This window comes from Pseudomonas sp. PAGU 2196, from assembly GCF_022179005.1.
GTDB classification, from domain to species: domain Bacteria; phylum Pseudomonadota; class Gammaproteobacteria; order Pseudomonadales; family Pseudomonadaceae; genus Aquipseudomonas; species Aquipseudomonas kermanshahensis.
Genome location: NZ_BNTL01000001.1, coordinates 90,802 through 104,528, shown reverse-complemented (window position 1 = coordinate 104,528; position 13,727 = coordinate 90,802). Strand labels below are relative to the sequence as shown.

Sequence of the window (13,727 nt, the reverse complement as noted above, 5' to 3'; positions counted from 1 at the left end):
TCATGCCTCCGTGGTGTTTGGTGCCGTCGCTGCCGGCTGGCCGAGGGGCAGGCGCAAGGTGAAGCAGGTGCCCTGGCCGGGCGTGGACTGCACCTCCATCTGCCCCTTGTGGTTGTTGGTGATGATGAAGTACGAAACCGAAAGGCCAAGGCCTGTGCCCTGGCCGATCTCTTTGGTGGTGAAGAACGGCTCGAACGTGCGCTTGCGCACCGCTTCAGGCATGCCCACGCCGTTGTCTTCGACCTGGATTTCGGCCCAGGGTGGGTTGAGCCGGGTGCGCAGGGTGATGCGCCCGGGCTCGCTGGGTTGCGGGCGCAGGTGGATGGCCTGGGCGGCATTTTTCAGCAAGTTGAGCAGCACTTGTTCCAGCTCGTTGGCGGTGCAGGGCACTGGCCCAAGGTTTGGGTCGAACTGGCGGACAATGGCTTGGCCCTTGAAGTCAAAGCCAATGGTGAGGTCGAAGTCGTTGCTGGCGATTTCCACAGCCTGGTCGATCAGCGCTGGCAGGTCGCAAGGCGCCAATTGGCGGTTGCTGCGGCGGCTGAAACTGAGCATGTGGGTGACGATTTTGGCCGCCCGGGCGCCGGCCTGTTGAATGCCGTCGAGCAGTTGTGGCACTTCGCGGCTTTCGAGGTAACGGTTGACGGTGGGCAGGTCGATGCCCAGCTCTTCGGCCTGCTCCTGGTTGCGCGGTAACTCCGGGGACAGGCGCCGACGGATATTCTGCACGTTATGCAGGATCGCCCCCAGCGGGTTGTTGATCTCGTGCGCCATGCCCGCAGCCAGGCCGCCCACTGAGAGCATCTTTTCCGATTGCACCATCATTTCTTCCAGTGACAGGCGCTGGGTAATGTCGTCGATGCGGATCACCACGCCGCGGCCGCCGCCGCCCATCAGCGGATAGAACGTCAGGGCGTAATGGCGCAGGTCCTCGCCCTTGGGCCAGGTCACCCGCTCGATTTTCGCAACCCGGTGTTTCTCCACGGTTTCCTTGAGCTGCGGCAAAAACGGTTTGAGCGGCTCGAAAGCGATGAAGATCGGCTGGTTCAGCGCCTCGTCCAGGGGCGTTCCGGAGAGCACTGTGGCCTCGTGGTTCCACTGGGTGACGTAGAGCTGCTCGTCGAGGGCGATCAGTGCCGAGGGCATGGAGTCGATGATGCTGTTGAGGTAGTTCTGGAAGCCTGTGAGCTTTTTCTCGATCTTGCTGCGCACCTGGACTTCCAGCTCCAGCTTGCGGTTGGTGTGGCGGGTTTCTTCGGCCAGGCCCTGGGCCTGGTCATAGGCGGTCTGGAATTCGTCGCGGGTGCGCTTGAGCTGCTGCTCGCGGGCCTCGATGCGCGAGAGCATGGTGTTGAAGGCCTCGGCCAGGCTGCCGATTTCGTCATCGTTGCCGCGGCGGGCACGTAGGGCGTAGCTTTCTTCGCGGGTGACCTGGCGGCTGAGCTCTTCGAGCTGGTTGATCGGCTGGGTGATCAGGCGCTTGATCTGCCGCGCAACGACGATCCACAGCAGGATGCTGAACACCAGGATACCGAGGCTGGCACTGAGCGTGCCGGTGTAGAAGGCGGTCGGCAGTTCGCTGCTGGCCACCAGCAGCAGGTGGGCAGGTGGGTCGGCTTCGCGGGGGATGCGAATCAACTGCGTGCTGCGAAATTCCATCAGGCGCCAGCCGTCGATGTTGCGAAATCGCTTGGGCAACGCCAGCGGTTCGCCGTGCTGCAGTTGCGCCAGCATGCGGCCGTCACCGCCGTAGACGGCGGCGGCGCGCAGTGGCATGTAGCTGTCCAGCTCCCTGAGCAGTGCATTGGCGCTGTCTGCGCTGTCGCCGGCACGCGCTGACAGCTGCGGGTTGGCGATCAGCCGGCCGATGGTCTGCAGCGCCTGGGGCGCCATGCTCTCCTGGGTGATCCAGTAGGCGGCGCTGATGAAGGTCAGGTTGGCCACCAGTAGAATGGTCACCAGCAGTACCAGCAGGGCCGCCAGCAGCTTTTGCCCGACCGGGAGGTTTTCCAGGCGTTGGCGCAGGGTCATGGGCAAGGCAGTGTCCGTATCCGTTTGAAAGGGCCAGCGTCAGGCGCTGGGCAAGCCGCGTGCCTGCAGGTTATCGACCAGTCGCTGGTGCAGGCGTTCCAGTTCCGGCAACGCCACGCCATGCCGCTCGGCGGCGCGGCACACATGGCCGAGCAGGTAATGGACCTCGGTACGTCGGCCTGCGCGCACGTCCTGGTACATGGAAGAGTAGTTGGCGGCGGTGGCGAGGATCACCCGTTGCACTTCTTCGTCCAGGTCCTCGGCAGCCTGGGGTTGGCCACAGCGGTGCAGCAGCTCTGCCAGCTCGTCGCACAGGGCGGTCACTTCGGCCAGGTGCTCCAGCAGGCCGCCATTGCGACACTCATGCAGCACGGTTAGCGGGTTGATCGCGCAATTGAGCGCCAGCTTGCGCCACAGCCGGGTGAGGATATCCACGGTCCATTCGGCCGGGATACCGGCGTCGTGCAGGTCATCGAACCACGCCGGGATCCCGGGTTTGAGTGGGTCACCCAGCCAATTGAAGCCGTGGCCGGCGAAGCGCACCTGCCAATCGCCCTCGCGGAACGCCCCTTCGGTGCTGGAGGCGAAGATGCAACGGGCATGGGGCACCTGGTCGGCGACCTCGTCCTGGCTGCCCAGGCCGTTCTGCAGCAGCACAAGCTCTGCGCCTTCGGCCAGCCGCGGTGCCAGGCGCTTGATGGCCGGCGCCGCGTCGTACGCCTTGCAGGCCACCAGCAGGCGGTGAATAGGGCCATGGGCGTCGGCCGTTTCGGCGGGGATCGCGTAATGCCTGGAGGTGTCCTGCTCGAACAAGGTCAGGCCGCCCACACGTTGATAGGCCTGCAGCCGCTGCTCGTCGCGCAGGATCAAACGTACCGCCTTGCCGGCGCGCGCCAGGCGGCAAGCCCACAGGCTGCCCAGGCTACCCGCGCCGAGAATATGCCAGGTGCTGCTCATATGCGTTTCGCAACCCGTTATAATGAGCCCGCATTTTAACCATCTAACTCAGCGTGCTCCATCTTCAGGCCGAGCGCGCTTTTATTTTTGGAGAATACCCATGCCTTCGTTCGACGTGGTATCGGAACTGGACAAGCACGAAGTGCAGAACGCTGTAGACAACGCCGTCAAGGAACTCGATCGCCGATTTGACCTCAAGGGCAAGGGCAGCTTCGAGTTCAAGGACAAGGAACAGACCGTGCTGCTGACCGCCGAGGCCGAATTCCAGCTCGAGGCAATGATCGAGATCCTGCGCGGTGCGCTGGTCAAGCGCAAGATCGATGTCAAATGCTTGGAAACCAAGGATGCCTATGCGTCCGGCAAAGAAATGAAACAGGAAGCCAAGTTCCGCGAAGGCATCGACAAAGAGCTGGCGAAGAAGATCGTCGCCCACATCAAGGATGCCAAGCTCAAGGTCCAGGCTTCCATCCAGGGTGAGCAGGTGCGTGTCACCGGCAAGAAGCGCGACGACCTGCAAGAAGCGATCGCTGCCCTGCGCGCCAAGGAATTCGACATGCCGCTGCAGTTCAACAACTTCCGCGATTGATCGAAGCGTCACCAGGAACCTCGATGGCGTAATGATGTCCATGGGGGCCGTGGCCGCGGAAATGCCCGCGGCCAGTTTTACCGTGCACATGCCGTTCGGCATCAGGAGATGAACATGGATTTGAACGCTGAAGTCGATCAGCTGGTCCGCCAATCCCAAGCCTGGGTCCCGTTGATCATGGAGTACGGCAGCCGCGTGTGCCTGGCGTTGCTGACCCTGGCCATCGGCTGGTGGGTCATCAACAAGGTCAGCGCGCGCTTGGGCAAGCTGGTCGGCCTGCGCAATGCCGACCTGGCATTGCAGGGGTTCATCAGCACCCTGGCCAATATCATCCTGAAGATCCTGCTGTTCGTCAGCGTGGCGTCGATGATCGGCATCGAGACCACCTCCTTTGTTGCGGCTATCGGTGCTGCCGGCCTGGCCATTGGCCTGGCGTTGCAGGGTAGCCTGGCGAACTTTGCCGGCGGTGTGCTGATCTTGATGTTCCGCCCGTTCCGCATCGGCGATTGGATCGAAGCGCAGGGTGTCAGCGGCACCGTGGACAGCATCCAGATTTTCCACACCGTGCTGCGCACCGGTGACAACAAGACTGTGATCATGCCTAACGGCAGCCTGTCCAACGGCATCATCACCAACACCAACCGCCAGCCGACCCGCAAAGTGGTGTTCGACGTGGGCGTGGATTACGAGGCCGACCTGCAAAAGGCGCGCAACGTGCTGCTGGAACTGGCGCAGGACCCGCGTGTGCTGGCCGACCCGGCACCGCAGGCGGTGATTTCGACGCTGGGCGACAGTTCGATCACCGTGTCGCTGCGTATCTGGACCAAGACGTCCGACTATTGGGATGTGATGTTCATGCTCAACGAGCATGCCCGTGACCGGTTGAAGGCCGAGGGCATCGACATTCCGTTTCCGCAGCGAGTGATTCGCGTGGTGCAGGAGACGGCTACCCAATAACACCGCGGTTCAAACAAACCGGGGCCGCTGCGCGCCCCATCGCCGGCAAGCCGGCTCCCACAGGTTCAGGTTGTCATCTAACTGTGTGGGAGCCGGCTTGCCGGCGATGGGGCGTGCAGCGGCCCCGGTTTTTTCCACCTCATTACACTTGTTCACAGCTAAACCCCGCCACTTCTGGCATATAGCCTGACCCCACCTGCCTCTACCCGAAGCTCACCATGAAACCACTGCTGTACATCACCCCCCTCCGAGCCTTGCTGTTTGGCCTCACCCTGGCCCTGTTCGAGTTGCTCACTTACCTGGCCAGCGACGCGGTCATGCCGGCCATGCCCGTGGTGGTCGGCGACCTGAACGCCAGCCCCGAATACATCCCCCATGCCCTGAACCTGTACCTGCTCGGTGGCGTGGTCCTGCAGTGGCTGATCGGCCCCCTGGCCGACCGCTATGGCCGTCGCCCGCTGCTGTTGGGGGGCTGTGTGTTCTTTGGCGTGGCATGCCTGGCGACCTTCTGGGTCCATGACATCGGCTTGTTCAACTTGCTGCGCCTGTTGCAGGGCATCGGCCTGGGCTTTGTGGTTACGGTCAGTTACCCGGCCCTGAACGAGGCGTTCAGCGAAGCGGACGCGGTGCGCATGATGGCCCTGCTGGCCAACATCGCCCTGCTGTCGCCGCTGCTCGGCCCGCTGGTGGGGACCTTGCTGCTGCAATGGCTGGACTGGCGTTGGCTGTTCGTGGCCTTTGCCATCGGCGCGGTGCTGGCGTGGGTGCTGCTGTACCGTTTGATGCCGGAAACGCTCGGTGTGGAGCGGCGCGATGGTTCGCGGCTGCCGTTCACCCCAATTCACCTGCTGCCACTGTTGTCCGGCTACGGCCAATTGCTGGCCAACCGCCGCTTTGTCGCCGGCAGCGCAGCCCTTGGCCTGGTCGGCTTGCCCTTGATTGGCTGGATTGGCCTGTCGCCGGTGCTGCTCATCCATGATGAGGGGCTGAGTACGATGGAATATGCCTTGTGGCAATTGCCGGTGTTCGGCGGGCTGATCATGGGCAACCTGATCATCAACCGCATTGCTGACCGTTACCCGCTGCCAGCCCTGGTGCGTGGCGCACTGTGGCCCTACCTGGCTGGCCTTTCGTTGATGGTGCTGGCGACTTGGTACTGGCCGACGGTGACCAGTGTGGTCGCTGGCATGTCGCTGTACGCGCTGGGCTTGGGTGTGGCCAACGCCGTGCTGTACCGCATGACGCTGTTCTCCAGCGAGCAGAGCAAGGGGCTGGTCTCGGCCATGCTGGGGATGATCACCATCGCCTTGCTGGGCCTGGGTGGGGCACTGCTGGCGATGATCGGGGCAGGTGCCAGCCTGCTGCACTTTGCCTTGGCAGCCAGCGTGGCGGGTGCGCTGGCGCTCTGGCCGTTGTGGTTTGTGGTGGGTGGCCGGCCTGGGGAAGGGGCGGTGGCTCAGTAGCTTGCCGGCGCCGGCCATGCGCATTTCCTGTAGGAGCAGCCTTGTGCTGCTAAGAGGCCGGTGACAGACCAGTGAATCTTCGCTGCTGTTACCGGCCTCTTCGCAGCACAAGGCTGCTCCTACAGTGAAACATGTAAATAGAGGGGTTCAGGGCCGCTCGGCCGCTGGGTTCTCCTCGGGCACGGGCTTGCCGCGCCCGGCCTCCTGACGCCACTGCAGGGCGATCAGAATCAACGTCGGCACGCCCAGCAGGGCGGTGATCAGGAAGAAGTCGTGGTAACCGAACTTCTCCACCATAACCCCCGAATAGCCGCCAATCAGCCGTGGCAGCAACAGCATGATCGAGCTCAGCAGCGCGTACTGGGTGGCCGAGAACTTCAGGTTGGTCAGGCTCGACAGGTAGGCGACGAACGCCGAGGTGGCCATGCCGGAGCTGAAGTTGTCCAGCGAGATGGTGACCACCAGCATGTCCAGGTTCGGGCCCATGTCGGCCAGCATCAGGAACAGAATGTTGGTCGCCGCCGATGCCGCGCCACCGATGAACAGGATCGGCATGATGCCGAAGCGCACGATCAACAGGCCGCCGACGCCGGCGCCGACCAAGGTCATGATCAGGCCGAAGATCTTGCTGACGCTGGCGATCTGGTCCTTGGTGAAGCCCATGTCGATGTAGAACACGTTGGCCATCACGCCCATCACCGTGTCCGACATGCGATAGGTGGCAATCAGCCCAAGTAGCAGCAGCGCTTGCCAGCGGTAGCGGGCAATGAAGTCGTTGACCGGGGTAAGCACCGGGGCAAGGCCACGCCGGCCCATGGTCGACAGGCACGCCCAAGTCAGCATCGCGTACAGGATCAGGCGAAGGAAGGCGCGGTCTTCGAGCAGCAGGTCGAGGGGCGTCGCATCACCGAAGAACACGCTGGCCCAGTCGGTATTGAACAGCTGGGTGAAGCTGGCAGGCACCGACACCAGCAGCACGATCAGCACGAACACCGACGCCAGCTGGTGCACCAGGCCGTAACGCGCCGCCGACAGCTGAGTACGCAGCGGCACCGGGGGTTCACGCATGACCAAGGTGGTGAACAGCGCCGGCAGCATCAACAGGGCGAACATGATGTAGGTGCCGGCCCAGGCCTTGTGCAGGTAGCTGAAACCGGTGGAGCCAAACCATTCGGCGAAAAACAGCGCACCGGCCGTGGCCAGCAGGGCCGCCACCCGGTAACCCGCCATGTAGCTGGCAGCCAGGGCGGCCTGGCGCTGGTCATCGGCAATCTCCAGGCGATAGGCATCGACGGCGATGTCCTGGGTCGCCGAGGCGAAGGCAACCAGAACCGCCAGGGCGATCAGCCACGACAGGTGCTGCTGTGGGTCGCACAGGCTCATGCCGACCAGCCCGATCACCACCAGTGCCTGCGACAGCAACAGCCACGAACGGCGGCGCCCCAGGCCGCCGAGCAGGGGCAGGCGCCATTGGTCGAGCAGCGGCGACCAGACCCATTTGAACGCATAGGCCAGGCCGATCAGGCTCGCGTAACCAATGGTCTCGCGGGCCACGCCAGCTTCGCGCAACCACACCGAAAGGGTCGAGAACACCAGCATGTAGGGCAGGCCGGCGGCAAAGCCGAGCAGCAGAAGTACCAGGGTTGACGGGCTGGCATAGGCAGCGAGCGCAGCGCGCCAGGTTTTACGGGGCATGGGCCAACATCTGCCTCAAGTTTGCGAATACAAAGCGCGCACTCTAACCGCTGTGCTCCATCGGGCGCCAGCCATGGCGCGTCATATCCACACGATTATTGGTCACATTTACGCCTTCTGCGCGCAGCCGCGCCCGTTGTTCGTCGCCAGAGGGCGTGCCTAAAGCCAGGCTCAGCCGCCCGCCAGCGCCCAGTACCCGATGCCAGGGCAGGCGAGTGTCGGGTGGTAGCTGCCCGAGGGTACGCCCAACCCAACGTGCCGCGCGGCCAAGGCCCGCCAGCTCGGCAAGCTGGCCGTAGCTGACCACCTTGCCTTCGGGCACTTGCCCGAGTACCGAATACAGGGCCGTTCGTCGGGCCTCTGGCGTTTCCAATGCGTGCGCGTATGCCTCGGACATCAGTGCCCCCGTGGCCTGTGGATGAAACCGGACCAATGGTGACGGTAAATGAGTGTTGAACTCAATCGCAGGCTCCCGGTCTGTCCTTGCTCTGGTTGTCGGTATCTGGATAATGCCCGGCTTTTTTCGTCTAATCGAACCCGTAGTCCGCTTATGTATTCTAGATCCTTGTTGTGCCTGCTAGCTGCTTCCCTGTGCGCCGCGCCTGCGGTTGCCGACACCGTGTGGATGAAAAACGGTGACCGTCTCAGTGGCAAGATCAAAGTCTTCGACGGTGGCAAGCTGCTGCTGGAGACCCCTTATGGTGGGTCTATCGCGCTGGACTGGAAAGCCGTCAAGACCCTGGAAAGCGACCAGGAACTGCTGGTCAAGCAGGACGCCTACAGCGGTGAGCGGGCCAAATCGCTGAAGGCCGCCGAAGACGGCAAGGTCACCCTGGCCAATGGCGAGGCGCCCAAGACCGTCGACCTGGCCAGCATCGAACAGATCATGAAGCCCAAGCCGGTGGTCGAAGACCTGGTCTGGAAAGGCAACGTCGATGTTGCCCTGGACTACAAGCGTGCCGAGAACGACACCGACGACTATGACGTAGGCTTCAAGACCACAGCACGTCATGGCCGCTGGCGGCACAACGCCGAGGGCGAATACAACCGCGAGAGCAAGGACGACGTCACCACCACCGATAACTGGAGTGCCGAGTACGCCCTCGACCGCTTCATTACCGAGAAGTGGTTCTGGCAGGGGCGCATGGAATACAAGCGCGACCACATTGAGGACCTGGCTCGCCAGCGCACCGTGGGTACAGGCCCGGGCTACCAGTTCTGGGACGACGAGCTGGGTGCGTTCTCGCTGGGCTCGCTGATCAACCGTACCGATTTCGAGTACCAGGACGGCGCCAAGGACAACTTCTATGCAGCGGCAGTCAAGTGGGACTACACCCGCTACCTGATCGGCAAGAACGTGCAGCTGTTCACCAATGGCGAAGTCGCCAAGCCGCTGGGCAACGTGGCCGACTACTCGCTGGATGCCGAGGTTGGCCTGCGCTACAAAGTCACCGAATGGGCCTCGCTCAACCTCAAGGCCGAGAAGGACATCATCAGTGGCACGCGTGACAGCGACCTGGACAAGACCCGCTACACGGCAGGCTTTGGCGTGACCTGGTAACGCGCCTACAGTGGCAGCGGCGGGTGATAATGCTTATCTTGTCACCCATCCAGTCCGCCGCCAGGAGCGCCCTTCGTGAGTAACAAAGCCATCCGCCCCGCCCGGGAACTGCTGCTCAAGGAATACCGCGGCGTGCTCTCGACCCATTCCAAGTCCATGCCCGGCTTCCCGTTTGGTTCCGTCGTGCCGTATTGCCTGGATGCACAGGGCAACCCGCTGATCCTCATCAGCCGCATCGCCCAGCACACCCACAACCTGCAAAAAGACCCTAAATGCTCGCTGCTGGTCGGTGAGCGTGAAGCCGAGGATGTGCAGGCGGTCGGCCGCCTGACGGTGATGGCTGAAGCACACAAGCTGGTGGATGAACCCGCCATCGAGGCCGCTGCCGAGCGCTACTACCGGTACTTCCCCGACGCGGCCAATTACCACAAGGCTCACGATTTCGACTTCTGGGTGCTGCAGCCCGTGCGCCACCGCTACATCGGCGGCTTTGGCGCCATTCACTGGCTTGACCACGTAACCCTGGCCAACCCGTTCGCGGGCAAGGCCGAGGCGAGCATGATCGAACACATGAACAGCGATCACGCCAATGCCATCGCCCATTACGTCGAACTGACCGACCTGCCACGCACTGCCCCTGCGCTGATGGTAGGTGTCGACAGCGAAGGCATGCACCTGCGCATTGGTCAGGGCATCTACTGGCTGCCGTTCCCAAGCCTTTGCAATACGCCGACACAAGTTCGCGAAGCGTTGGTTTTACTGGCACGCGCCGACCAGTGGCCGGTTGCTGCTGAAGTCGAGGGTTGAAATTGGGAGCGGTCGCATCCATCTGAGGTCTTATTGGAAGGTCTCTTCCGTCGAGGAATCTTTGATGCGTGCTTTTCTACTGTTGCTTCTGCTGTTTCCTGTGCTGGAGCTGTTCGTCTTCGTCAAGGTCAGTGCGGCCATCGGGTTTTTCCCGGCGCTGCTGCTGATCATCGCCGGTTCGGCACTGGGTGTGCTGGTGATGCGCGTGGCCGGGCTGGCCACCGCACTGCGTGCCCGTGAAAGCCTGCAGCGCGGCGAACTGCCCGCTGAGGACATGTTCCAGGGGATGATGCTGGCGGTGGGGGGCGGCTTGCTGCTGCTGCCAGGTTTTATCAGCGACGTGCTGGGCCTGATCTGCCTGCTGCCGTTCACCCGTCACCTGGCTGCGCGCAAGATGCGCCAGCGTGCCGAAGAGCAGGCCATGCGCCAGCGTGCGTTTCAGGATGATCCGTTCCAGGCGCAGCCGCCGCGTGATGCCGGCCACCGCCCCAACGTGATCGAGGGCGAGTACGAGCGCCGCGACAAATGACATTCAGGGGCCGCATCGCGGCCCCTGTTCTTTTTCCGTTCAGCGCTGATTAAAAATTTTCCGTATCAAGCCTTGTAATTGCCTATGGCGGCCTCATGTATGGGTCACCGCAAGGTTTCTGGTGGCGACACCAGACATAACTCAGGTGGTTCGCCTCGCGCGGGCCACCCCCGGCAACGCCGGACCGCATCAACCCGCCGGTGTCGATACCGGCCGATGAAAACCACAATTTGGGAGAGATCGACAATGAAGCTTCGTCCTCTGCATGACCGCGTAGTCATCCGTCGCAGCGAAGAAGAATCGAAAACCGCTGGCGGTATCGTCCTGCCGGGTTCGGCCGCTGAAAAACCAAACCGCGGCGAAGTTGTCGCCGTTGGCACCGGCCGCATCCTGGAAAATGGCGAAGTACGCGCGCTGGCCGTGAAAGTGGGTGACAAAGTGGTTTTCGGCCCTTACTCGGGCAGCAACACCGTGAAAGTCGACGGCGAAGACCTGCTGGTAATGGCCGAGAACGAAATTCTCGCCGTTATCGAAGGCTGATTTCCCCGATTTCCCGTTATTCCAAAGAATTCCAAGGATTAAACGATCATGGCTGCTAAAGACGTAAAATTCGGCGATTCCGCCCGTAAAAAAATGCTGGTTGGTGTCAACGTTCTGGCTGACGCAGTAAAAGCGACCCTGGGCCCGAAAGGCCGCAACGTGGTCCTGGCCAAGAGCTTCGGCGCACCGACCATCACCAAGGACGGCGTTTCCGTTGCCAAAGAAATCGAGCTGAAAGACGCCTTCGAAAACATGGGCGCCCAGCTGGTCAAGGAAGTCGCTTCCAAGGCCAACGATGCAGCCGGTGACGGCACCACCACCGCTACCGTTCTGGCTCAAGCCATCGTCAACGAAGGCCTGAAAGCCGTCGCTGCCGGCATGAACCCGATGGACTTGAAGCGCGGTATCGATAAGGCCACCGCCGCTGTCGTCGCCGAGCTGAAAAACCTGTCCAAGCCATGCGCCGACTCCAAGGCCATCGCTCAGGTAGGCACCATCTCCGCCAACTCCGACAACTCCATCGGTGAAATCATCGCCGAAGCCATGGAAAAAGTCGGTAAAGAAGGCGTGATCACCGTTGAAGAAGGCTCGGGCCTGGAAAACGAACTGTCTGTCGTAGAAGGCATGCAGTTCGACCGTGGCTACCTGTCGCCGTACTTCGTCAACAAGCCGGACACCATGGTTGCCGAGCTGGAAGGCGCGCTGCTGCTGCTGGTCGACAAGAAGATCTCCAACATCCGTGAGCTGCTGCCAGTGCTGGAAGCCGTTGCCAAGGCCGGCCGCCCACTGCTGATCGTTGCTGAAGACGTTGAAGGCGAAGCGCTGGCTACCCTGGTCGTCAACAACATGCGCGGCATCGTCAAGGTTGCTGCGGTCAAGGCACCTGGCTTCGGCGACCGCCGCAAGGCCATGCTGCAGGACATCGCGGTCCTGACCGGCGGTACCGTTATCTCCGAAGAGATCGGCCTGTCCCTGGAAACCGCTACCCTGGAGCACCTGGGTAACGCCAAGCGCGTCATCCTGTCCAAGGAAAACACCACCATCATCGACGGCGCTGGCGTCGACGGTGACATCGAAGCACGCGTCAAGCAGATCCGTGCCCAGATCGAAGAGACTTCCTCGGACTACGACCGTGAGAAGCTGCAAGAGCGTCTGGCCAAACTGGCTGGCGGTGTTGCCGTGATCAAGGTCGGTGCTGGCACCGAAGTCGAAATGAAAGAGAAGAAAGCCCGCGTTGAAGACGCCCTGCACGCTACCCGTGCAGCCGTTGAAGAAGGCGTGGTGCCTGGCGGTGGTGTTGCCCTGGTTCGCGCCCTGAGCGCAATCGTTGACCTGAAAGGCGACAACGAAGACCAGAACGTCGGTATCGCACTGCTGCGTCGCGCTGTTGAAGCCCCGCTGCGTCAGATCACTGCCAACGCCGGCGACGAGCCAAGCGTTGTGGCCGACAAGGTCAAGCAGGGTTCGGGTAACTTCGGTTACAACGCTGCTACCGGCGAATACGGCGACATGATCGAGATGGGCATCCTGGACCCAGCTAAAGTGACCCGTTCGGCACTGCAAGCTGCTGCTTCGATTGGCGGTCTGATGATCACCACCGAAGCCATGATCGCTGATGCTCCGAGCGAAGCTCCAGCTGGCGGCGGCATGCCAGACATGGGCGGCATGGGTGGCATGGGCGGCATGATGTAAGCCAGCCTTACCCCTAGCGTCATAAAAAAGCCCCGGCTCGCGAGAGCCGGGGCTTTTTTTGTGCTTCGGTGGTGAGCATTGGGGCTGCTTTGCAGCCCATTCGCAGCACAAGGCTGCTCCTACAGGTGCCACGCAGCCTTGCGTGAACATTGGGGCTGCACAGCGGCCCCTCACTCAGGCAACACTGGCCTCCACAGCAGGCGCCTCAACCCGCCCGCGCCGGTACAGAACCAGGTAATACGACCCCAACCCGATCAACCAGCAGAACACCGCCGTCCACACGTTGTGCGACAAGAAGTGCGCCCCTTGCATCATCCGTCCGACCGACAGCACCGAACCGGCGACCAGCGCCACCCCCAACGCCACCCGTGCCAGGCGCGGACGTCGGTCACGCAGTGCAAAGAACAACGCGAACAGGCAGAAGCCGGTCGCAGCATGTCCGCCCGGCCAGCACAGCCCCGGCTTGTCCGTGGCGGGGCGTGCCTCCAACAGCTTGCTGTAGGTTTCCTTGCCGCCGAACTGGCTCAGGCTCCAGGGGCACTGCACCTGGGTGACCTTCTTCAGCGGTGTCACAAACGCTGTGGACAAGCCCAGCGCCAACACCAGGCAACCCAGCTCCCGGCGCCAACCGAACAAACGCTTCCAGAAGAAACTCACGGCAAAGGTCAGCAAGGCCAGCAGCCCCAGCAGGATCACCACCTGCTTGACCCCATCATGCAGTACGTTCTCCAGCAAATAGCTGTGCCGGCCGATGAATTGCCCGGCAGCAGGGTCGAAGAACAGGTTGGCCACGTCCATGTCGACCGAGGTCAGCTCAAGCAGGATCAAGGCCACTGCCGTCACCAGAGGAATGCCCAGGTACAGCCAGAGATTGATCGGGCGAGGGCGGGTACGTTCGTGCATGACGAC

13 protein-coding genes are annotated in these 13,727 nt (G+C 62.3%); 8 read left to right on the top strand and 5 right to left on the bottom strand.

Features of this window, described 5'->3' with window-relative positions:
* Both MFF34_RS00480 and MFF34_RS00475 read right to left on the bottom strand, forming a co-directional pair.
* Positions 1-2,031 (bottom strand): ATP-binding protein, encoded by a 2,031-nt coding sequence (locus tag MFF34_RS00480; RefSeq protein WP_238209756.1) that lies wholly within the window; start codon positions 2,029-2,031, stop codon positions 1-3.
* Positions 2,032-2,070: 39 nt separating this feature from the next.
* Positions 2,071-2,988 carry a putative 2-dehydropantoate 2-reductase gene (locus MFF34_RS00475; RefSeq protein ID WP_238209511.1) on the bottom strand — a complete coding sequence of 306 codons (918 nt, stop codon included), beginning with the start codon at positions 2,986-2,988 and terminating at the stop codon, positions 2,071-2,073.
* Positions 2,989-3,088: 100 nt separating this feature from the next.
* Between MFF34_RS00475 and MFF34_RS00470 the strand changes: the two genes are divergently transcribed.
* The 3 genes from MFF34_RS00470 (at position 3,089) to MFF34_RS00460 (ending at position 5,994) form a co-directional block, all read left to right on the top strand.
* The gene (locus MFF34_RS00470) at positions 3,089-3,574 is read left to right on the top strand and encodes a YajQ family cyclic di-GMP-binding protein (protein ID WP_027594030.1); all 486 of its coding nucleotides are present in this window, start codon (positions 3,089-3,091) and stop codon (positions 3,572-3,574) included.
* A gap of 114 nt (positions 3,575-3,688) precedes the next feature.
* Positions 3,689-4,531 (top strand): mechanosensitive ion channel family protein, encoded by an 843-nt coding sequence (locus MFF34_RS00465; RefSeq protein WP_027594031.1) that lies wholly within the window; start codon positions 3,689-3,691, stop codon positions 4,529-4,531.
* Positions 4,532-4,749: 218 nt separating this feature from the next.
* Positions 4,750-5,994 (top strand): MFS transporter, encoded by a 1,245-nt coding sequence (locus MFF34_RS00460; RefSeq protein ID WP_027594032.1) that lies wholly within the window; start codon positions 4,750-4,752, stop codon positions 5,992-5,994.
* Between the two features lie 147 nt (positions 5,995-6,141).
* On the opposite strand, the gene MFF34_RS00455 is transcribed toward MFF34_RS00460, so the two are convergent.
* Together MFF34_RS00455 and MFF34_RS00450 are read right to left on the bottom strand one after the other, a co-directional pair.
* Positions 6,142-7,689 carry an AmpG family muropeptide MFS transporter gene (locus MFF34_RS00455; RefSeq protein ID WP_099455229.1) on the bottom strand — a complete coding sequence of 516 codons (1,548 nt, stop codon included), beginning with the start codon at positions 7,687-7,689 and terminating at the stop codon, positions 6,142-6,144.
* Between the two features lie 43 nt (positions 7,690-7,732).
* Positions 7,733-8,086 carry an MGMT family protein gene (locus MFF34_RS00450; protein WP_099430360.1) on the bottom strand — a complete coding sequence of 118 codons (354 nt, stop codon included), beginning with the start codon at positions 8,084-8,086 and terminating at the stop codon, positions 7,733-7,735.
* A 153-nt stretch (positions 8,087-8,239) separates the two neighbouring features.
* On the opposite strand from MFF34_RS00450, the gene MFF34_RS00445 reads away from it, so the two are divergent.
* The 5 genes from MFF34_RS00445 to groL all read left to right on the top strand — a co-directional run bounded on the left by MFF34_RS00445 (position 8,240) and on the right by groL (position 12,818).
* The gene (locus MFF34_RS00445) at positions 8,240-9,250 is read left to right on the top strand and encodes a DUF481 domain-containing protein (protein WP_027594035.1); all 1,011 of its coding nucleotides are present in this window, start codon (positions 8,240-8,242) and stop codon (positions 9,248-9,250) included.
* Between the two features lie 75 nt (positions 9,251-9,325).
* Positions 9,326-10,057, top strand: a complete 732-nt coding sequence (locus tag MFF34_RS00440) for a HugZ family protein (protein ID WP_238209502.1) — start codon at positions 9,326-9,328, stop codon at positions 10,055-10,057.
* A gap of 64 nt (positions 10,058-10,121) precedes the next feature.
* Positions 10,122-10,586 carry an FxsA family protein gene (locus MFF34_RS00435; RefSeq protein WP_027594037.1) on the top strand — a complete coding sequence of 155 codons (465 nt, stop codon included), beginning with the start codon at positions 10,122-10,124 and terminating at the stop codon, positions 10,584-10,586.
* Between the two features lie 246 nt (positions 10,587-10,832).
* A complete protein-coding gene (locus tag MFF34_RS00430) occupies positions 10,833-11,126 on the top strand; it encodes a co-chaperone GroES (RefSeq protein WP_012274036.1) in 294 nt (97 codons plus the stop codon).
* Positions 11,127-11,174: 48 nt separating this feature from the next.
* The gene (gene groL, locus MFF34_RS00425; protein ID WP_085273632.1) at positions 11,175-12,818 is read left to right on the top strand and encodes a chaperonin GroEL; all 1,644 of its coding nucleotides are present in this window, start codon (positions 11,175-11,177) and stop codon (positions 12,816-12,818) included.
* Positions 12,819-12,992: 174 nt separating this feature from the next.
* Here groL and MFF34_RS00420 read toward each other — a convergent pair whose 3' ends face one another.
* A complete protein-coding gene (locus tag MFF34_RS00420) occupies positions 12,993-13,721 on the bottom strand; it encodes a phosphatase PAP2 family protein (protein WP_238209500.1) in 729 nt (242 codons plus the stop codon).
* Between the last annotated feature and the right edge of the window lie 6 nt (positions 13,722-13,727).

Excerpts from the sequence above, each read along its gene's own strand:
- MFF34_RS00420 (WP_238209500.1), bottom strand. The coding sequence starts at position 13,721 with ATGCACGAACGTACCCGCCCTCGCCCGATCAATCTCTGGCTGTACCTG.
- MFF34_RS00435 (WP_027594037.1), top strand. The coding sequence starts at position 10,122 with ATGCGTGCTTTTCTACTGTTGCTTCTGCTGTTTCCTGTGCTGGAGCTG.
- MFF34_RS00460 (WP_027594032.1), top strand. The coding sequence starts at position 4,750 with ATGAAACCACTGCTGTACATCACCCCCCTCCGAGCCTTGCTGTTTGGC.
- MFF34_RS00445 (WP_027594035.1), top strand. The coding sequence starts at position 8,240 with ATGTATTCTAGATCCTTGTTGTGCCTGCTAGCTGCTTCCCTGTGCGCC.
- MFF34_RS00475 (WP_238209511.1), bottom strand. The coding sequence starts at position 2,988 with ATGAGCAGCACCTGGCATATTCTCGGCGCGGGTAGCCTGGGCAGCCTG.
- MFF34_RS00480 (WP_238209756.1), bottom strand. The coding sequence starts at position 2,031 with ATGACCCTGCGCCAACGCCTGGAAAACCTCCCGGTCGGGCAAAAGCTG.
- groL (WP_085273632.1), top strand. The coding sequence starts at position 11,175 with ATGGCTGCTAAAGACGTAAAATTCGGCGATTCCGCCCGTAAAAAAATG.
- MFF34_RS00465 (WP_027594031.1), top strand. The coding sequence starts at position 3,689 with ATGGATTTGAACGCTGAAGTCGATCAGCTGGTCCGCCAATCCCAAGCC.
- MFF34_RS00430 (WP_012274036.1), top strand. The coding sequence starts at position 10,833 with ATGAAGCTTCGTCCTCTGCATGACCGCGTAGTCATCCGTCGCAGCGAA.
- MFF34_RS00455 (WP_099455229.1), bottom strand. The coding sequence starts at position 7,689 with ATGCCCCGTAAAACCTGGCGCGCTGCGCTCGCTGCCTATGCCAGCCCG.
- MFF34_RS00470 (WP_027594030.1), top strand. The coding sequence starts at position 3,089 with ATGCCTTCGTTCGACGTGGTATCGGAACTGGACAAGCACGAAGTGCAG.
- MFF34_RS00450 (WP_099430360.1), bottom strand. The coding sequence starts at position 8,086 with ATGTCCGAGGCATACGCGCACGCATTGGAAACGCCAGAGGCCCGACGA.